18 protein-coding genes and 3 pseudogenes are annotated in these 19,685 nt (G+C 46.4%); 3 read left to right on the top strand and 18 right to left on the bottom strand.

Features of this window, described 5'->3' with window-relative positions; genetic code table 11:
- The 5 genes and pseudogenes from C1I60_RS01500 to C1I60_RS25075 all read right to left on the bottom strand — a co-directional run.
- On the bottom strand, positions 1-796 hold a 796-nt coding region (locus tag C1I60_RS01500; RefSeq protein WP_434784362.1), incomplete at its 3' end, for a PTS transporter subunit EIIC.
- Positions 797-1,046: 250 nt separating this feature from the next.
- Positions 1,047-1,877, bottom strand: a complete 831-nt coding sequence (gene licT, locus C1I60_RS01505; RefSeq protein WP_137060184.1) for a BglG family transcription antiterminator LicT — start codon at positions 1,875-1,877, stop codon at positions 1,047-1,049.
- 271 nt (positions 1,878-2,148) lie between these two features.
- On the bottom strand, positions 2,149-3,588 hold the full coding sequence (locus C1I60_RS01510; RefSeq protein ID WP_137060185.1) for a 6-phospho-beta-glucosidase: 1,440 nt from the start codon (positions 3,586-3,588) through the stop codon (positions 2,149-2,151).
- A 486-nt stretch (positions 3,589-4,074) separates the two neighbouring features.
- Complete coding sequence (locus C1I60_RS01515) at positions 4,075-5,445, bottom strand: cellulase family glycosylhydrolase (protein ID WP_137060186.1); 1,371 nt, start codon at positions 5,443-5,445, stop codon at positions 4,075-4,077.
- Positions 5,446-6,000: 555 nt separating this feature from the next.
- A pseudogene (locus tag C1I60_RS25075) lies at positions 6,001-6,270 on the bottom strand (IS30 family transposase); the annotation flags it as partial.
- Positions 6,271-6,305: 35 nt separating this feature from the next.
- Between C1I60_RS25075 and C1I60_RS01525 the strand changes: the two are divergent.
- Positions 6,306-6,557, top strand: coding sequence for a hypothetical protein (locus C1I60_RS01525; RefSeq protein WP_137060187.1), 252 nt, complete (start codon positions 6,306-6,308; stop codon positions 6,555-6,557).
- On the opposite strand, the gene C1I60_RS01530 is transcribed toward C1I60_RS01525, so the two are convergent.
- Positions 6,554-7,360 carry a TrmH family RNA methyltransferase gene (locus C1I60_RS01530; protein WP_137060188.1) on the bottom strand — a complete coding sequence of 269 codons (807 nt, stop codon included), beginning with the start codon at positions 7,358-7,360 and terminating at the stop codon, positions 6,554-6,556. The two genes, C1I60_RS01525 and C1I60_RS01530, sit on opposite strands and share 4 nt — an antisense overlap.
- A 40-nt stretch (positions 7,361-7,400) precedes the next feature.
- A pseudogene (locus C1I60_RS01535) lies at positions 7,401-8,066 on the bottom strand (potassium channel family protein); the annotation flags it as partial.
- Positions 8,067-8,224: 158 nt separating this feature from the next.
- On the opposite strand from C1I60_RS01535, the gene C1I60_RS01540 reads away from it, so the two are divergent.
- Positions 8,225-8,458, top strand: coding sequence for a small acid-soluble spore protein SspI (locus tag C1I60_RS01540; protein ID WP_044648543.1), 234 nt, complete (start codon positions 8,225-8,227; stop codon positions 8,456-8,458).
- Positions 8,459-8,606: 148 nt separating this feature from the next.
- Here the strand turns inward: C1I60_RS01540 and C1I60_RS01545 are convergent, their stop codons facing one another.
- The 3 genes from C1I60_RS01545 to C1I60_RS01555 all read right to left on the bottom strand — a co-directional run bounded on the left by C1I60_RS01545 (position 8,607) and on the right by C1I60_RS01555 (position 13,005).
- Positions 8,607-10,187: a peptide chain release factor 3 gene (locus C1I60_RS01545; RefSeq protein WP_014277971.1), complete on the bottom strand. Its 1,581-nt coding sequence runs from the start codon at positions 10,185-10,187 to the stop codon at positions 8,607-8,609.
- Positions 10,188-10,497: 310 nt separating this feature from the next.
- The gene (gene zwf / locus C1I60_RS01550) at positions 10,498-12,054 is read right to left on the bottom strand and encodes a glucose-6-phosphate dehydrogenase (RefSeq protein WP_137060190.1); all 1,557 of its coding nucleotides are present in this window, start codon (positions 12,052-12,054) and stop codon (positions 10,498-10,500) included.
- Between the two features lie 186 nt (positions 12,055-12,240).
- Positions 12,241-13,005, bottom strand: a complete 765-nt coding sequence (locus C1I60_RS01555; RefSeq protein ID WP_137060191.1) for a YwmB family TATA-box binding protein — start codon at positions 13,003-13,005, stop codon at positions 12,241-12,243.
- Between the two features lie 119 nt (positions 13,006-13,124).
- Between C1I60_RS01555 and C1I60_RS01560 the strand changes: the two genes are divergently transcribed.
- Entirely contained in the window at positions 13,125-13,676 is a 552-nt protein-coding gene (locus C1I60_RS01560) for a hypothetical protein (RefSeq protein WP_252361508.1), read from the top strand.
- Positions 13,677-13,787: 111 nt separating this feature from the next.
- Here C1I60_RS01560 and C1I60_RS01565 read toward each other — a convergent pair whose 3' ends face one another.
- The 8 genes and pseudogenes from C1I60_RS01565 to C1I60_RS01600 all read right to left on the bottom strand — a co-directional run.
- The gene (locus tag C1I60_RS01565; RefSeq protein WP_044648538.1) at positions 13,788-14,438 is read right to left on the bottom strand and encodes a response regulator; all 651 of its coding nucleotides are present in this window, start codon (positions 14,436-14,438) and stop codon (positions 13,788-13,790) included.
- Positions 14,416-15,495: a sensor histidine kinase gene (locus C1I60_RS01570; protein ID WP_137060192.1), complete on the bottom strand. Its 1,080-nt coding sequence runs from the start codon at positions 15,493-15,495 to the stop codon at positions 14,416-14,418. Before C1I60_RS01570 ends, C1I60_RS01565 begins: the two co-directional genes overlap by 23 nt.
- A 15-nt stretch (positions 15,496-15,510) precedes the next feature.
- Positions 15,511-16,158: a cell wall-active antibiotics response protein LiaF gene (gene liaF / locus C1I60_RS01575; RefSeq protein ID WP_137060193.1), complete on the bottom strand. Its 648-nt coding sequence runs from the start codon at positions 16,156-16,158 to the stop codon at positions 15,511-15,513.
- Between the two features lie 147 nt (positions 16,159-16,305).
- Positions 16,306-17,010 (bottom strand): PspA/IM30 family protein, encoded by a 705-nt coding sequence (locus C1I60_RS01580; RefSeq protein WP_137060194.1) that lies wholly within the window; start codon positions 17,008-17,010, stop codon positions 16,306-16,308.
- Positions 17,010-17,498, bottom strand: coding sequence for a PspC domain-containing protein (locus C1I60_RS01585; RefSeq protein WP_137060195.1), 489 nt, complete (start codon positions 17,496-17,498; stop codon positions 17,010-17,012). The genes C1I60_RS01580 and C1I60_RS01585 overlap by 1 nt, the downstream gene beginning before the upstream one ends.
- Positions 17,499-17,505: 7 nt before the next feature.
- Positions 17,506-18,177: a PspA/IM30 family protein gene (locus C1I60_RS01590; protein ID WP_137060196.1), complete on the bottom strand. Its 672-nt coding sequence runs from the start codon at positions 18,175-18,177 to the stop codon at positions 17,506-17,508.
- Positions 18,178-18,261: 84 nt separating this feature from the next.
- A complete protein-coding gene (locus C1I60_RS01595) occupies positions 18,262-18,573 on the bottom strand; it encodes a LiaF transmembrane domain-containing protein (RefSeq protein ID WP_137060197.1) in 312 nt (103 codons plus the stop codon).
- Positions 18,574-18,715: 142 nt separating this feature from the next.
- Positions 18,716-19,685, bottom strand: a pseudogene (locus tag C1I60_RS01600) (MFS transporter); the annotation flags it as partial.

A 19,685-nucleotide genomic window follows, 5' to 3' on the forward strand; every position in this document is an offset into this window, starting at 1 on the left:
AGACCCCGAATGGACCAAACACGATCAAAGTCAGAGGAAGCATAATCACGAGCAGGATTAATGGCGTAATAAAATTTTTGACGCTTTCATGGATTAACCGGTTACACCATTTTTCCAGCTTGCTCATGACAATGATAGCAATAATAATGGGAATAACCGTAGACGAATAACTCATCATGACAATTGGAATACCGAAAAAGTCAGTAGGTGTACCTTCTGTCTTCAACGTGACGATGGACGGGTAAAGCAATCCTCCGGCAATGGTCAGGGCAACGAAGATATTACCTCCGAATTTCCGTGCCGTTGTAACCGCCAACAAGAGAGGAAGGAAATAAAACAAGCTGTCGGCCCCAGCATACAAAATCATATAGGTAGTGTCTTTCGGTAGCAACCAGCCGAGGTTGCTCGCAATCAGCAGCAGACCTTTCAGAATACCGGACCCCGCCATAACTCCAAGCAAAGGTGCAAAAATGCTGGAAATTACGTCGATTACGGCGCCAAATCCTTTGTTTCCCTTAGCTGGATGATCTTCTTTTCCAGTTTCATTCAAAATGTTGGATACTTTGCCGATTGCATTATATACCTCTGGTACTTTGTTGCCGACTACGACCTGGAACTGACCACCGCTCTGCTTAACCGTGATGATCCCATCGGTTTTTTCCAGTTTTTCTTTGTCCGCTTTCGCCTCGTCCTTTAGCACAAAACGCAAGCGGGTGGCGCAGTGAACGAGTGATACCACATTTTTTTCACCGCCTACCAGCTGAACGATTTCCTTAGCCAATTTTTCATAACTCATGCTAGACACCTCCATGTTCTAATGGGCATTTTACGTATTTAGGCGCACAAAAAACCTAAGCCTTGAAAAATGGTGGGCGCTTTTTGTCCCGCAATTTTTCATGACTTAGGTTTTGCCTGCATAACCAGTAACAATCCCAGTTAAAACTTATTAAATTCCTGTTGTTCTCATAATATAATTAATCAACCATATCTGTCAATAAAAATATTTAGTCATATATTCTCTATCCTGTTTCCAGGAAACGTCCAGCTTATCTGTTAACCACCCGCTCAATATGCACAGTCAGATACAGCTTTTCTTCGTTCGTCAATTCGTGGTTGTATTCTTTTTCCACAAAAGCTCCGATTTTCTCCGTGCAAGCAGCCGCGTCTCTGTGCTTTTCCTTGATCATGTCATACAAATGATCGTAGTTGTTTTCGTAGTGATTCCCCTTAAACACACGCTGGGCAAAAAATTTCAGATGCGTAATAAAGCGGAAATAACTCAGAGAGTCCTCGTCAAAATCGACCTTAAAATGATATTTCGCTATATTAATAATTTGCTGCATAAATTTTGTAATACTCATTGTGGTGATAACTTCCTCGTTCATTTCGGCATTCACGATGTGAATCGCGATAAAAGCCGCTTCGTCCACAGGCAGTTCAATATCGAGTTTTTGTTTAATTTGTTCCAGCGTTTTCAGACCGATCGCAAATTCTTCTTTGTACAACTGCTTGACTTCCCACAATAGCGCGTTTTTGATCTCCAATCCTTCCTGGTATCTTTCAACGGCGAAATTGATGTGGTCAGTCAAGGAAACATAAATATTTTCGTTCAGCTTTTTGTTTAAATTGTGCTTGGCATCATTAATGATCTCTTCCACAATCACAATCAGATCTAGCGGAACCTCACGCAACAGCATTTTGAAGTTGTCGGAAGTCTGCTTGTTTTTCAGGGCAAATACTTTCTGAATTCTGGTTTCGTCTACTTTATCTCCGGGCTTCTTCTTAAAAGCAACCCCGCGGCCCATCACGACGAGTTCTGTACCGTCCGTCTGGTAGACGCTGATTACATTGTTGTTGATGACCTTTGCTATTTTCATCTAAATCCCCCCATATGCCAGCAAGAGCCACTCCTGTTCCATCCTGTTTATGGCAAACAAAAAAAACCGAAGCTCAACAAATAAACAAGACTGTAAAATCCGCTTATTGCTGGCTTAGGTTTTGCCTGCCTATGCAGTAACAATCCTAAAAATGATGGAATTGCGTCAAGTATAGCCCGAAGACGAGAGATTGTCAACGCTTTCAATCAAGAAACATAGACCGGAAATCCCCTTTACAATCGGGATGTCCGATCTATTTCTTATGAGATTCTTACTCGCCCAGATTCTCGCCATCAGAATGAATTACATTTTTGTACCAGTGGAAGCTTTTCTTTTTAATCCGGTTCAGCGAGCCGTTGCCTTCGTTGTCCCGATCCACATAAATATAGCCGTAGCGTTTTTTCATCTCTCCAGAGGAAGCGCTGACGATGTCAATAGGACCCCAACTCGTATAACCGATAATCTCAACCCCATCCTGAAGGGCCTCGCCCATTTCCGCAATATGCCGCTTCAAATAGTCGATCCGGTAATCGTCGTTGACTTCTCCTTCAGGAGAAACCACGTCGTTGGCACCAAAGCCGTTTTCCACCACAAACAGAGGCTTTTGGTAGCGGTCGTGCAATTGGTTTGCCGTGATACGGAACCCCTTCGGATCAATCGTCCAGCCCCAATCGGACTTGTCCAGATACGGGTTGGATACGGAGCCAAACACATTGCCGCTCGTCATGTTTTTGACAACTTCTGGGTCTGTGCTGGTCGTCCGGCTAGAATAATAACTGAATCCGATATAGTCAACGGTATGATGCTTCAAAATATCCGCGTCGTCCGGTTCCATCTCGATGGAGAGTCCATGATCCTTGAAGAAGCGCTTCGCATAACCTGGATATTCACCGCGTGACTGCACATCGATGAAGAAGTAGGACTCGCGGTCTTTTTCCATTCCTTGATAAACATCTTCGGGATTGCACGTATACGGATAGAAGCTGCCGGCAGCCAGCATACAGCCAATTTTGGCATCTGGAATGATCTCGTGGCACGCTTTTACAGCCAGTGCACTTGCAACAAGCTGGTGATGTGCAGCCTGGTACTGAATTTGTTTGACGTTTTCACCTTCCTGGAAAACAAGCCCGGCTCCAATAAACGGCAAATGGAGCAGCATGTTAATTTCGTTGAACGTCATCCAGTATTTCACTTTATCCTTGTAACGGGCGAATACTGTTTTGGCATATGTTTCAAATAAAGCTACCAGTTTTCGGCTTCGCCAGCTTCCATATTTATCAATCAGATTTACCGGTACATCAAAATGAGCGAGGGTAACCACTGGCTGGATGCCATGTTTAAGCAATTCGTCGAACAGATCATCGTAAAATTGTAGCCCGGCTTCATTCGGCGTGGCGTCTTCTCCCGTTGGAAAAATACGGGCCCATGCAATGGAAACACGTAGCGCCTTGAAACCCATTTCTGCGAATAACGCAATATCCTCGCGATAGCGATGGTAAAAATCAATCGCTTCGTGGGAAGGATAAAATTCGCCTTCCAGCGGAGTAAGCGAGGGAACATTCCCCTGCATGATACTTCTTCTCTTCTCTCCAGTCGGCAACAGATCCACCAGACTCAATCCTTTGCCGTCTTCCAGATAAGCACCCTCGGCCTGATTGGCAGCAAGAGCACCACCCCATAAAAAGTCTTTCGGAAAAACAAAGCTGGACATAAACGTTCTCCTTCCAAATGTGTGATGGGGAGATCCGAAAGGGTTAAATGAAATAAAAAAACCCAAACTGGCCCAGATACACGCGTAGTGTAAACAAGCCGGTTCAGGTTATGCCCTAACGGTAACATCCCATGAAAAGGTTATACGTATTTGATGAAACTCTAACAAAGATTTGGGAACCTGTCAAATTTATTACGTTGCCTTCGGTGCATTATCTTCGTATCACAAACCCAAAATGCGAAGGAACCATGGGATTGAACTGGATTAAAGGACGGTACATCTCTGATGCGGGTCAGCAATTCAGGAAATTTATCTTCCGTTGTTTTGCAGAACAGAGATAAACCTCCTGTGGGTCACTGCCCCACTTATTGCTCCAAATGATAAAATTAGTCTCTTTCGTATGGAAAGAACGCCATACTAAGATTTATACTAATGCGACAGCCTATCCAATTGGACAGGCTGTCAATAGCTGAGGTTATTTTAATATCATTCCGATAGTGCATTAGTAGGTGCCTCAGTTGGGGCATCAGTCGTTTCATCAGTGGGTATATCAGTCGTTTCATCAATGGATGTATCAGTTGGGGCATCAGCCGTTGCTGATTCACTGTTCTGTAGCGTAGCTCTCGGATAAGCCTGTGCACGCTCATAGTACCAATCGAACAAGAAGCGGGCCATTGCCTGACGGCTAGCATTGCCATCCCATTTTAACCCAGCAGTTGGGTCCGCGAACGAGCTCCTTGTTCCAGGCTCCAGCAGAAAGCCATTCATGTGTGCGGTCATGCTGACATTTCCGGCTGCTGTAAAAATGGACTTAGTGTTTTTCCCAAATCCGTCATTGGAGCCGTTAAACAAATTCCAGTACTCTGAATCACCGGGCTGTGTTTTGAACCAGGTAAATTCTGTCATATTTATTGGATAGGCTTGAGCTGCCGCCTTAATGTTGGAATTCCATTGTGATTGCAGAATGTCTTTGTTGTCATAAGCTCCGTAGCCTGGATACCAGTGAACAGCATAGCCGTAGTTGTTCAAGGGATCTGTCAGCGGATGTTTTGCCGTCAGGCTGTAAAATTGGTTGTATCCAAGCCCTGCAGCCCAGATGACATTATCCGCACCTTTGCTTCGAATCGTGGAAATAATAGAGTTTTGAAATCTTCTCAGGTCATTCCAATGGTCAAGAAAATCATTCTCGCCGGCATAGCCTCCCCAATGTCCGTTCGCATACGACTTAATTGGTTCATTGATCAGTTCGAACATGACGTTATCCGCGCTTTTGATAGCCGACTGTGAGGCAAGATAACCCCAGATTTGATTGAATTTGTCCAAATTGGATTGTGTTGTAGCCTCGTCTTTAGCCAGAGTAAAATCAAGACCAATGGTAACATAAATGCCCTTTGTTTTTGCATAATTGATATACGGAATAATAACATTTTGCGTAGCTGCCTGTAAACCGGCGAAGTTGTATGACCCTGCGGCCACATCTCCCATATCTTCACGGTCAATAAACAATCGAATCTGATTCATATTCCAGCCGTGGCTGCTTCCATACTTCGGTCTGGTGTCTGTAAAGGTGTCGGTGATATCCTTCAAATACGCCAAAGTCGCCGCATGACGATTGTTACCATTCAATTTAAGATAATAATTACTGTTTTGATAAGTCCAGTATGCACCCGACGGCTGATGCCAACCGCTCAAAACAACAGGTTGTCCGCTGTTATTCACCAATTGATTGCCCTTGACATGGAGTTTGCCCATAGGCATACCTGTCCATGCATCAATACGTTGTTGAAAAACCGGTGTTACTGGCAATAAGAAAGCAAGAATTAGAACGATTTTACATACCATCCCTAGCTTTTTCAAAAGAAAGCCTCCCATTCACAGATCTACTTGACCATTATTCTCCATAAAATCGCAGTCTATTTACCCATTTCGAGTAGCGAAGAGGCTAAAAATATGTAGGGCCCCGCTTCCTGAGTTCCTCCCATATAAAAAACATCATTACCCTCCTTTGGATTCTGATTCCAAACTAATTGTTTATTCCCATCTCTAATTGTAGCGCTTACAATTTCGGGACACAACTTGATAAATTTTAGATTTTAAACCTAAAAAACCATATATTGAAATTCAATTTCCAAATCAATTAGGAATGAATATCCATTCCTAATGTTGGAACGCAATTCATGTCAATGTTTTCAATACTTTTATATAAAAAAGATTGAGAACGACCCCATCTATATAACATCTACACCGGAAATGTCACGTTCTTATACGTTTTCCTCTCAATCCTTGTCCGCTTTAATAGTAAAGCCAGACTGATAAAAAGGAACCTCCAGTTCCACTTTTATAGTGGTGTTGAAGGTTCCTTTGCATACTTCTCTGCTGTTAAGTAATGGTACGTTTTTTATTGATGGATTGTCAAAACAAGTGCGACAGTTCCTCTGTATACGATTCGTGAGCAGTTTTCCAACCCAAGCATTTTCGTGGACGATGGTTGATTAAATCCAGGGAACGCTCCAATGCTTCATCTGTGAATTGTGCGAAATCTGTACCCTTGGGAATGAACTCTCGAAGTAGCCATTGGCATTTTCATTTGATCCGCGTTGCCAGGAAGGGTAAGGGATCAGCAAAATAGACCTGTACGTCATGCGTAGCTTTCAGGTTCGCATAACAGGCAAACTCTTGCCCCAGTCAAGCATACCATAGCACAACTCAAAAAGCAGGTGGAAGCTGAAGAGATCGACCATCTGCTGTTTGAAGACGAATCCATGATTCGTTCCTATCAAGCGCTTCGATACAACTGGTTTCCACGCGGAAAGCAACGCCAAGTGCCAACGTACGGCAAACATGAAGGCGCCAAGTTGTTTGGAGCGATCCACTACGTTTATAAGATTAAGCTTCAAGTCAGCCAGTTTATGAAGCGAATCATTAAGCAACCGATGGAAACGATTGATCGCCTGTTGATTAGGTTTTAATCTTTGTGAATTATATAAATTCGCTGCCTCATTGCCTCAAACAGCAGCACCGTGGAGGCCATCGCTGCGTTCAGCGATTCCGCCTGTCCCTGCATCGGAATGAACACCGATTCATCAACCATACGTGCGGTGGATGCAGAAATACCCTGTCCCTCGTTCCCAATGACGAGCCAAGCGGAAACACGCAAATTAACGGCATAGCATGACAGGCTTGCGTCCAGCGAAGTGCTGATCAGTCGGGCACCTTTGCTTTTGGCCTGTGGCAAAAGCTCCTCCAAACTGCCCTCAATCACGGGCAGGTGAAAAAGCGATCCCATCGTAGAGCGGATCGTCTTCGGGTTGTACAGGTCGGCGCAGCCATGACCCAGAATGACGCCTGCGGCTCCGGCGGCGTCCGCACTACGGATGATGGTGCCTACATTGCCGGGGTCCTGTACCCCGTCCAGCACCATCACCAGCGCATCCGGCTGCTCCAGCAACGCCGGGAATGCGTCGCGCTCCTCCTTGCGCACGATAGCAAAGACGGACTGCGGTGTCTTCGTATCGGTGCATTTGGCAATGACCGCCGCCGACACGGGAACCCATTCCACCGGCTGGTCTGCTTGGTCCAGGCCATTCAGCTCGGCAGGAATGCCCTTGTCCAAATCATAGGCAACGCTTTCGACAACCGCGTTCGAACGCAATGCTTCCTGCACCAGATGAATGCCCTCGACGATATATTTATGCTGCCGGGTGCGATGCTTTTTTTCCAGCAGTTGTGCCCATTCCTTTACACGTGTATTGTTCGGTGAAATGATTTCCATTCGTTATCCGTCCGTTCCTTTATAAATAAATGATTTACCATCACACTGCAAAAGCCAGCTCTAGCTTGGTTAAATCATCCTTGTGGCCTACAATAACAAGTACATCCCCCGTCTCCAGCCGATCTTCAGCATAAGGGGAGATATTCATTTCCTGATCTCGGCGAATCGCCATCACATTACAGCCAAAACGAGCGCGTATATCAAGTTCCTTCAGATTTTTTCCTACCATGGAATCTGCGGCTTTCATCTCCAAAATACTATAATCCTTGGACAGCTCGATATAATCCAGAATATTCGGGGACGTCAAATGATGGGCTACTCGCAGCCCCATGTCCCGCTCAGGATAAACCACCTTATCCGCGCCTATCTTTTGCAGCACTTTCCCGTGTAATTCATTTTGCGCTTTTACGATCAGAGCTGGCACCCCCATATCCTTGAGGATTAATGTCGTCAATATACTTGCCTGTATATCTTCGCCAATCGCCACCACGATGACATCAAAATTGCGAATACCGAGCGCTCGCAGCGCTTCCTCATCCGTTGAATCGGCAGATACCGCGTGGGTCACAATATTCGACATTTCCTGTGTGCGCTGTTCGTCCGAATCAATCGCCAGCACATCAAAGCCCATTTCGCTCAATGCAGTGGCAACACTGGAGCCGAAACGCCCCATGCCAATTACCGCATACTGCTTCTTAGCCATTCCTTCCTTACCTCCCGATCACCATACTGTCCGTCATAGTATAGCATAACCCGCCAAAAACATAAATTTGGCATACTTATGCCAATTGCTTCTTCATGTATACCGGGCAGCAGCCCAAGCCATAATACACCCGACAACAATTACAAATACGGGAGGTACACATGCCCATTACACTGGATTTACGACAAGCCATTGTTCACAAAGTTCACGGCAAATCAGAAGCTGATCTTACCGATATGATTATCGGGTCAGTAGATGGACCAGAAGCCGCTTTGCCCGGATTGGGTGTCATTCTTGAGGTGGCATGGAAGCACATGAACCAGACCCAGCAACAAGAGTTTGTCCACCTGGCACATGAGCAGCTTGATAAAATCAAGCCCGTCCCGCTAACCTGAGTCTTATTTCCAAACTTTTGTTCATCCCTGCTTCATCCTACTGCCCGTATACGAGAATAGTCCACTCGCCGTAACACCGAGTGGACTATTCGTTGTACAGATCAAATAACAGTTTTCATTCCCGTCCTTGCTTATCAAATCCAAATCCTTATGGAGCCATCTCCAAAAACTTGGCTGTAGGATTTTTCTCTATAGCGGTCCGCATCGCATACTCATTTTCGAACAAGGCAACATAATTGCCCTTCTTGTCCTTTACCAACGTAGAGTTAATACGGAATTTGCTTGGATCAATCTGATCATCCACAATCCAGCGTGCAAATTGGAATGGCATACGCTGAAGCTGTACATCAACTCCATATTCACCCTTCATGCGGTACTCAAATACTTCAAATTGCAGTTGACCGACAACGCCCAGCAGCGTATCGTCAAAGCTTACCGTACGGAATACCTGGATCATACCTTCCTCGGTCAACTGATCAATACCCTTTAGATATTGCTTGTGCTTCAAGGCATTCTTCACCGTTACCTTGGCAAAAATCTCAGGCGAGAAGGTCGGCAACTCATCAAATACAACCTCTCCTCCTTGACTAAGTGAATCCCCAATACGGAAAATACCCGGATCAAACAAGCCGATAATATCGCCCGGGAAAGCTTCCTCGACAATATCGCGGTCCTGCGCGAGAAACTGCTGTGGTTGGGACAACTTAATCTCCTTGCCCATCCGTACATGCTTAACACTCATCCCCCGTTGGAACTTACCAGACACAATACGCAGGAATGCGATACGGTCACGGTGAGCCGGGTTCATATTTGCTTGAATTTTAAATACATAGCCAGTAAATTTCTCGTTCGTCGGTTCGATTTCCCCCGCTGTACTGCGACGCGGCTCCGGCTTGGGAGCAAGCTGAAGAAAGTTTTCCAAAAACGTTTGAACTCCAAAGTTATTAATCGCACTACCGAAGAATACAGGCGTTAATTCCCCGCGCTGTACTTTCTCCATGTCAAAAGGGTCGCCCGCAACATCGAGTAACTCCAGATCCTGACACAATTGGTCATGCAAATATTCACCCGCCATTTCGCGAATGATTGGATCATTGTAATCCTCCACTTTTTGTACCTTGATCGTGGAATGGTCATCTCCCTGAAACAGCTCGACCTGATTTTTGACACGGTCATAGACACCGCACAGCTCACGTCCTGTACCAATTGGCCAGTTCATAGGCACCGAACGGATGCCGAGCACCTGCTCCAGCTCCTCCATCAGATCAAAAGGACTGCGTCCCTCACGGTCCAGCTTGTTAATGAAGGTGAAAATCGGAATGCCACGCTTGGCACAAACCTGAAACAGCTTAATCGTTTGCGCTTCCACACCTTTGGCTACATCAATCAGCATGACTGCGCTATCCGCTGCTGTTAATGTACGATAAGTGTCTTCGCTAAAATCCTGGTGACCTGGGGTGTCCAGAATATTAATACGGTGCCCATTGTAATCAAATTGCATAACGGAGGATGTGACCGAAATCCCCCGCTGCTTTTCAATTTCCATCCAGTCACTCGTGGCGTGCTTGCTTGCCTTACGCGCTTTAACTGAACCGGCAAGACGAATCGCGCCCCCGAACAGCAGCAGCTTCTCCGTCAGTGTCGTTTTCCCCGCATCCGGGTGAGAAATAATCGCAAACGTGCGCCGTTTGTCGACTTCCTGTTGAAGAATATCCAGTGTTTTACTCATTTCACATATCCCTTCATGATCAAATCCATTGCGTTCCTGCTCAAGCTATTCATAAAAAGGCCATGATGCACGCCTATTAACGTAAATTCATCGGTGCTAGCGGTTTCATTACCGTTAGATCCAGTATTCGGCGTACTCCGTTACCATATTCATTATAAATACGATCTATTTACATGTTTTAGCCTGCCTTTAACGTATAATCAGTTGCAAACTGAAAACCTGAGACTAAGTTATTATAGCATACTCCGAACGCAAAGCATCCCCTTACATCCTGAACAGGACGTAGGGGGATGCTGAACAATTATCAGGATTACTGAGTACCGCCTACCCGCCAGATGACATTGTCTTCATCCTGGCCGCTGACCGGCCACCATTTGAAGCCATCTTGCTCCAGCAGCTTATGAGCGCCTTCCGGTCCCCATGAGCCTGCAGCATAGGTTTCCAGCGTATCAGGGGCTTGTTGCCATGCTTTGGCGATCCGATCCACGAATCTCCATGCTGTCGCAACCTCATCCCAACGCGTAAAGTACGTAGAGTCCCCCTCAATCGCGTCCATCAACAACCGTTCATAAGCCTCCGGTGAGTTGATGCCGACCATACAGCTTTGGCAGAAATCCATAGCCAGCGGCTCAATATCCGATTCCGAACCCGGCTTCTTGGCATTAATCTTGATGTAAATACCCTCCATCGGATTCACTCGGATCACGAGCAAGTTCGGTTCCAGCTTATGCTTTTGACCCAAATATACGTTCGTAGGCATACTCTTAAATTCCACAACGATTTCGGTTGTCTTTACAGGAAGACGTTTGCCGGTACGAATGTAGAAAGGAACCCCTGCCCAACGGAAATTATCCACAAATACGCGTGAAGCAAAATAAGTCTCTGTGCTCGACTGTGGATCAACCTTGTCCTCTTCACGATACCCCGGCAACTGCTGACCGCGATAGCTTCCCTCTGTGTATTGACCGCGTACCACATTAGTCAGCACATCCTCTGCGGATTCAAAAGGACGCAGCGAACGCAGCACTTTTACCTTTTCATCACGGATATCCTCAGGGAGCAATCGACTCGGTGGTTCCATTGCAATCATCGTCAGCATTTGCAGCATGTGGTTTTGTCCCATATCCCGCAGAGCGCCGGAATGATCGTAATAACCTCCGCGTTCCTCTACGCCCACGGTTTCACTAAGCGTAATTTGCACATTGGAAATATGCTTGTTATTCCATAGCGGCTCAAAGAAGGCGTTTGCGAAGCGGATCACTTCGATATTTTGCACCATTTCCTTACCAAGATAGTGGTCAATCCGATAAATTTCTTCCTCTTCAAATACTTCGCGTATTTCAACATTCAGCTCTTGCGCAGATTCCAGGTTATAACCGAACGGCTTCTCAATGACAAGACGATTCCAGCCCTTGCCGTCCATCATCCCGCCTTCTTTGAGGCTCTTCGATACGCTTCCAAACAGTTCAGGGGCCAAAGCCAAATAGAACAAACGGTTCCCCGGAATACTGAATTTCGTCTCTATGATCTCTGTCTGCTGTCTGAGTTCGTGAAACCCTTCGACATTGTTGATATCCAGTGATTTATATTCAAAATGCTCGGCAAATGCCTGCCATTCTTGATCGTTCTCTGCCTTGTAACGGCTAAACTCCTGTATCGAAGTGTATAGGTCATTACGGAATTCTTCCTCTGTGCGAGGGCGTCTCGCTACGCCAATAACGGCAAAATCTTCACCAAGCTTCCCTTCGCGGTACAAGCTGTAGATCGCAGGAAAAAGCTTGCGGCGGGCCAAATCGCCCGTAGCACCAAAAATAAATAACACAGCGCCTTGCGCCACAACAGATTCATTATTAGTTATGTCAGCCATGTAGTACCTCATTCTTCCCATGACAAGATTCCGCTTCCACAACCCTCGAAATCTGCATGTAGTATTGTGTATATTTATACAAGATCATACTTGATTTTCGACAAACATGGAACTGAAGATTTGATGACATTTTAGCATATTCCGCATGGATAAGCTATCCGATGAATCATAAATTTACCTTATAAGTCAGTATTCTATCGTAATCAGCGGAAAACCGATCGTAATACGAGTATCCTGATGCTCCTCATCTTCATGCACAGCCATCTGCATATGTACCTGATGCTCACCACTTTGAACTGCCAGGGGCAGCTTCGGTGCTTCATAGGATACAGCCACCGTCGTCGCGTCTGTATATCTTTCTTTTGCCTTCATGGACAAGCTTCCTGCTAAACGTGTCTCTGTCAGCTTCATCAGTTGGTCCACGGGCTCATTTGATTTCAGCGAATGCTGAATAGACGTATTCCATACTGCTTGTACTCCCACAGCCGCCAATTGTTCAGCACAAAGCTCATGCAGCCGGATTAACTGCTCACGTCCTGCATTGCTACTCTCCAGTTGAACGACCGTATACCATTGACCAGCTAGCTGCTCCATCACGTTTAAGCGGATTTTCAGTTCTCCGCTTCTGCCAACAGACCGATACACCGTATGTCCATTTTCCTCAACCTTGCTTACGGCGGGAATATTCAGTTGATCGGCTATCCGGGCCGCCATGGCAGCCGGATCATCACCGTAAGAAGTCCAATCACCTTGCCATTTCACAACCAGCTTATCCAGTGTACCAGGAGCCTGATCCGAGACGGTCAATACAGAGCGCAAGTCTGTTTCTGCCTTAAGGGAATCATATCCAGTCGCTTGAAGCGCCCCGTAACGCCAGCCTACCAGTAACAGCAACGTTCCGAATACCGCGATAGCGACAATCCCTTTTTGGATGACCTTTGCTTTTAACATCATGTTTCCTCCCGCTCCACAAGCATCCGATTCCTGCAGGCACATTCTGGATGTTTATTTCGGCTGGCTTGGATTCTATCAATCTATCAATAGCTTTCCCGTTGCAAGAGGTTTTATACATGCAAGAAGCAAAAGCACATCTTTTAAAAATATTCGTTCACCTGCTGGGTGTTCGACCATACATGATAGGCACCGTGAGAATAGACTATGATCACAACGTATCTTTTTCAGAAAGAGGTGAAATCATGTTTCCCATATATCCTGTAAATGAAGCTAATGTGGCACCTCACGGTGGACGTCTGGTCTGTGCTGTTCTTCATGACGGTACACGCCATGTTGGTATTCTCAGCGGGTGTGGCAAAGGCAAGCTAATGCTGAACGGGTATCCATCCCCCTTTTCTAACAGTCTCTATGCCGAAAACTTTAATAACAAGGGAAAACAAGAAGCCAAGAAGATATCCTCCAAAAGGCAAAAACGAAACTCTAAAAACAAAGCACGCTCCTCTGCCAAAATAAGCAGCTCAATCAAGCGTCCCCGGGAGTCGCTAGCTCCCTATGACACAGGTAGATTTGCTGGAAATGGTGGACTGGGCTATGGCGGCAGATATGGATACGGGGCCGGACTTGCGCTTGATTTGGCTTTAATCGCCTTTTTGTTCCTACTTATTTAAATACCGTTTTAAGGTTCGAAAAAAACCGGAGAGCTACCACAAGTCTCCGGTTCGTTGTATTCAAAATGGCACCATTCTGTTGTATCTCATAGTATCAGTCCGTTTTGCGCGTTACTCTGCTAATCCGTTTTTGTAGGCATAGATTGCCGCCTGTGTGCGGTCCTCCACTCCCAGCTTGGCGAGAAGATTGGTGACATGGAATTTCACTGTCTTAATCCCTATGATCAACTCATCCGCAATATCCTGATTGGATTTACCTTGTGCTAACAGCCGAAGCACTTCCATTTCACGATCCGTCAGTTCCGCATGCGCAGGCGCTTCAGCCTGTGGCTGGCGAAATCGGTTCATCATCTTGGAAGCAACCTGTGATTCCAGCACGGATTGTCCGCGTGCCGCTGCACGGATCGCATCCGCAACCTCGGATGCGCGGGAGGTTTTGAGCAGATAGCTGAACGCGCCCGCTTCAATAACTGGATACATTTTCTCATCGTCCAAATAACTCGTCAGTACGATGACCTTCGTCTCTGGAAGCAGGCGTGTCACTTGGCGAGTCGTCTCGATTCCATCCATGCCGTCCATAACCAGATCCATTAAAATCACGTCCGGCTTGTATTCCGTAGCCAGTCGTATGCCTTCTTCTCCACTCCCGGCCTCGCCTACCACTTCAATGCCTTCTTCCGTGCCCAACACCGCCGCCAGACCAATCCGCACCATTTCATGGTCGTCTACCAACAGTACGCTAATCGGCAATTCCGTTTCCATGATCATCGTTCCTTCCGCCTTCATCATTTATAACCGGCACCGATACCTCAATTCGTGTTCCTTTCCCCGGAGCCGTTATATACTGGATAGCTCCCCCAATCTCGCTGACCCGCTCCTGCATCGTGGACAATCCATACGAAGTCTGCTTTTTCTCATCCAGCTCGAATCCAATTCCGTTATCCCTAATCGTTAACCGAACGGAATCCGGGCGTTGCACGATACGAATCTCCATACGACTTGCTTTGGCATGACGCAGCGTGTTGGACATCGCTTCCTGAACGATGCGAAACAAATGATTCTCGATACCTTTAACCAACTGTACTCCGCTCTCCATTTCAAAATCAATCTCCATGGGGACCTTGGCCTGCAATTCCTGTATCAAATCACGCAATCCCTGTTCCAGCCGCTTGCCTTCCAGATAGACAGGTCGTAAATGAAGCAGCAACGCCCTCATTTCGGATTGCGCCACCGAGGACATTTCTTCAATCAATGCAACCTGACGCTGCGCCTTATCAAAATCCTTATCCAGCGTCCTCCCTACAGCCGTCGCCGTCATCGAAATGGCGAACAATTGCTGCGACACTGCATCATGTAGCTCCCTCGCCAATCGCTGCCTTTCCTCGACAATCGCGGTCACTCTGGCCTGCTCTGCCAGCTGTGCATTGTTGGTGGACAAGCGTTGCAAAGAAGTAACCTGCTCCTGCCATTTGCGCCCGATTCGCTCCAGTTGCTCGCCCAGCCTGCCCAACTCATCATGACCCAGTGGCGGCAGCTCCCGAGCAGGGGTTCCCTTTTCCCACATCAGCAGCGTCTCTCGCAGCTTTTCCAGCCTGCTTTTGAAGCGATAGCTCTCATAAAAACCGTATATTGCCCCAGTGCCAATCAGTACCATGACGACGGCTCCCACAAATTTCAATATCATTCCCCAGGTTGGGAACGACTTCACATATCCATATGTATACAGCATATAAAAAACAACTACGCCCACAACAACACACAGGAGGATACCTTCACCCATACTGCGGGTTACCATGTTGGACGTTTTTTTATGATTCATCCGGGCTCCTCCTGATCAATAAAATCGGACGCGTACATCGCCCGCCAAATACGAAATGACAAACTTCACTTTATATTCACTCTGCGCATAATTGGGTGACTTCCAAACCAGACGATTGAGCATACCCGCCTCATGGTCACGGTCAAATTGAATCTGCCCGAACAACACGAACATTTCCACCTCTACACCGTAATTATCCGGTAGCGTGATGTCAATATCACCGAAGATCCCCTGCAAAAATATAACGGGTTCACGTTCTTCGGGAAGTGCCAACGTTAAATCAGCATCCACATCCCCAACCACATGCCATATACTTGTGCTGCGCAAGCTCCACGGCACTTCGTCCCATTTATGATTGGATATAAAATTGTGCTTGAATAGCGAGCTTTGACCCTTATGCAGCTTTCTTGAACGTGAATAAAATACAGCTAGCGACCCTATGGTTACTAGCACAAAAAGGAATAAATGATCAAGCACGAGTAGCCCTGCCCCGATTGCGAGCATTCTATAGCCTTTTTTGATTTTGGAATTACGAATCTTATATATTCCGGCCAACATCAGGATCAGTGCAACCACGGAGAGGAAGCCAATCCACTGACCGAATAAAATGATAATCCCGATTGCGATAACTGCCAGTGCCAAGACTGATTTCCTTTTCTCCATGCTGCACCCCCTTTATTTATACAGGAAGGAAAAGCCATAGTGGCGCGACATTCCGCCATATGGCTTTTCCGAACCATACAGATTGAGCACTATAATTGACCAGTGTCCATTCCATACAGCATATCATAATGTCTTATTTTCGAGTAGTCAGTCCTTCTTTATATCTACTGGTTTAGCACCCGTTTGAATTTTGGATTTGAGCTGTTGAAGCTGCTCATCCACTTTGAACTGCTTTTCAGCCTCAGCCGGGTTGATATAAGCTTCCCCCGGAGCTTGACGGTAAGGGGCACGCAGCACGTCGGCTTCCGCTTCCAATTGCATAATTTTTTCTTCCATCCGGTGAAAGCCCAGCGAAGCAGATCCGCTTTCAATCGTGTGCAAGCTGTTGATTTGTGACATTTGTTTTTTGGCTTTTGCCATTTGAGCGCGGGATACCAGCTCATTGCGCTTGTTGCGCATTTTGTAGAACTCATCCTTCATATCGTGAAGCTGTTGCACCAATTCTTTGGCTTGAAGCTCGGCTTGCGTGTGCAGGTCGCGGTATTCATCTTGTTTTTGTGTAAAATAGATCTTTTCACCCAGCAGCTTGCGCGCTACTTCCTCCTGACCGTTCCGCAACGCGGATTCTGCTTGTTGTTCACGCTCATTAGATACTCTTACTGCTTCCTCCAAGCGCTGTTTCATGCGACGTTCATTTGCCATTTGCTTGGCAACCGTTACTTCTGCCTCGTGAATTTCCGCCTCCATATCGCGCAGATATTGGTTTAGCATAATAATCGGGTCTTCCACTTTATCCAGCACTTCATTCACCGATGCTCTTGTCATATCCTTCATTCTTTTAAAGATTCCCATTATTTACGATCTCCCTTCTCGAATTGCTCTACTTTTTTGCGTAACTCTGCCAACTCTTTTTTCATTGCTTTTTTCTCGATATCTTCCATCATGGAATCCAGATCACTGTTAGGACCTGTATTAAATTTGGATGAATGACGGGCATCTTGACCAAAAGATTGGCTCGGATTACCGTATGCTCCGCCCTGATTGTAACCAGTTCCCGGTCCATACTGTGAACCGGTGCTGTTCCCGCCATAATAGCGTGAATCCTGTTGATTGTAAGGCCCGCTGTTGGGACCAAATCCTCCATCATAAGGGGATCTCGGCTCCTTGGAAATAACCAGCGCCGCAATCACATAAATCATAAACGTGGTTCCTGCTGTAAAAAAGAAACTGAGTATAACCAGAATACGAATCCAAGTTGAGTCCATCCCTGTTGCGTCAGAAAGACCGCCGCATACCCCTGTTAATACTCTATCCCGGTTTGATCGGTAAATTCGGGTCATAATCAACTTACTCCTTCCCGCTGTTGTTCAGCTTGCTCTTCAGTCTCGCCCACTCTTGTTCGAGCAGCGATCCGCAGCCATGGGCATCCTCCGTGTGGCCGCCTTCTCCCCGCCGCAAATCACGCAAGCTCAACGTTTCTGCTTCCATATCGGCTACCCGATCTTCCAAGCGGTTGAACATTCGGGGAACATTCCGTCCACCGTATGTACCTGCCCGTTCGTTCATCTGCTGCTGGAGTCTCAACGTTTGTACACGTGCTGCATAATACTGGCGCTTACTGTTTACCGTTTGATATTCCGTTTTTAAGGTATCAAGCTGATGCTCCAATTCCCGTAGCGATTCACGGCTCTGCTCCCACAGCTCTCTATACTGCTCTTCTTTTTCTGCATACAGCATTTTTTCCTGAAGGGCCAGCTTTGCAATGTGTTCTTCATCAGCCTTTAAAGCCAGCAGCGCCTGTTCCTCCCGTTTAATCTGCATAGACACTGCGTGATCCAACTGTTGCTTCATCTGCCTTGTGTGCACTGCGTATTGCTGATGAAGCTTTTCTGCTTCGGCAATATCCTCACGGGTGTTATGCAAGAACTGGTCAATCAGTTGTATCGGTTCTTGACTTTGTTCCAAATGCTCATTGAAGGTCGCTACGGTAATATCACGCATTCTACGAAACACACTCATTTGCGTCTGCTCCTTTCACATTTCGTATTTTCATATCTTCATACTTCGTTTCTGTAATCCACATTACCCGCGAATCCATCCATCTCAGTAACGTCTTCTGCGGTCACTCAGCATTGAAACACCGAATATGATTAATCCAATTGCCAGCAGCGGTCCCAAAAGCCATGACAGCTTGCCGAGTAAAACCAGTACCCCGATTACAAGCACGATCCATCCGAAGACCACATTTCCTCTTTTCACACCGTAGTAACCTAGCATGATCATCGCTATCGGGATTAAGTAACCGATCAAGTGTCCTACAAAGTAACCGAAAAATGGAGTAAACTTACCGAGCAGCATAATCGAACCCAATACAATCAGTACAATAGCCAACCCATTGCCTTTGTTAACTCTCATCATCTCTCACCGCCTTTCACTGTGTCTTGCTTATGTCCTTATTGTACGCTGATCCGGAGTTCGCCAAAACGGACCCCAGACGGTTTTTGAACCTAGACCTAAGTCGGGGGTGCATACAGACCTGCGGCTATCACCCTCTAGGCTATTCTGCCGTACGGGCTGTTGGGTGTTGCTCACCCGCTTGCTTGGAGCGTAGTGAAAGGACGAGACAAGCCAGTAACGCTATAGCTGCAACCATATAAGGCAAGTTAATATGAACATCAAACAGCAGTCCTGCAATCAGTGGTCCGATCACATTACCCAAGCTTGTATAAGATGAGTTCATTCCAGCCACGAATCCCTGCTCGTCCCCGGCCTGTCGTGATAAGGATGTGCTTACGGCCGGACGAAGAATGTCCATGGCCAGAAAAATGATAAAAGTCGTCAACATAATCATGGCGTACTGCTCAGCAAACAGTGTCAGAAAAATGAACAATCCAGCCACTGCCAGACAGATATGAATGACCTTTTTCTCGCCAAAACGATTAATAATCCAGCCAAATATAGTCGCTTGGACAACTGCCCCCAGAATGGAACCTGTGGTTATAATGATGGCAATATCCACTGGCGTAAAACCATATTTATGATCTACAAACAACCCGAACACCGTTTCAAAGTTAGCCAGCCCAAAAGCAACCACAAATACAATGATCAATCCCATGAAATAAGGAGAACGATACGACTTAGCAAACTGCTGCAAAAGGTTTTCCTTTTGCCGTGGAAGCTCTCTATTATCCCGTTGCTTTTCCTTGCTTAAGGATTCGGGGAGCACTAGCAAAGACAAGATAGCCGCTATCCCCGCAGCTCCTGCGGCTGCAAAAAAGGGAATACGTATGCCGTATGTGGCCAGCAAACCACCAATACCTGGTCCGATAATAAACCCAGTGTTAATCGCCGCGTTAATCATCCCCATTCCCTGGCCTCTTTCTTCAAATGAGGTCACGTCAGCGACATACGCCATTATAGAAGGAGTAAGCAGCGCGGCTCCCGCCCCGCCCATGATTCGAGCTACAAACAAGGTAGGTACAGAACTAGCCAGCCCAAAGACAAGCTCGGATAACATAAAAATAAAC

Origin of the sequence: Paenibacillus terrae (assembly GCF_005217525.1) — a bacterium.
Classification (GTDB): Bacteria; Bacillota; Bacilli; order Paenibacillales; family Paenibacillaceae; genus Paenibacillus; species Paenibacillus terrae_C.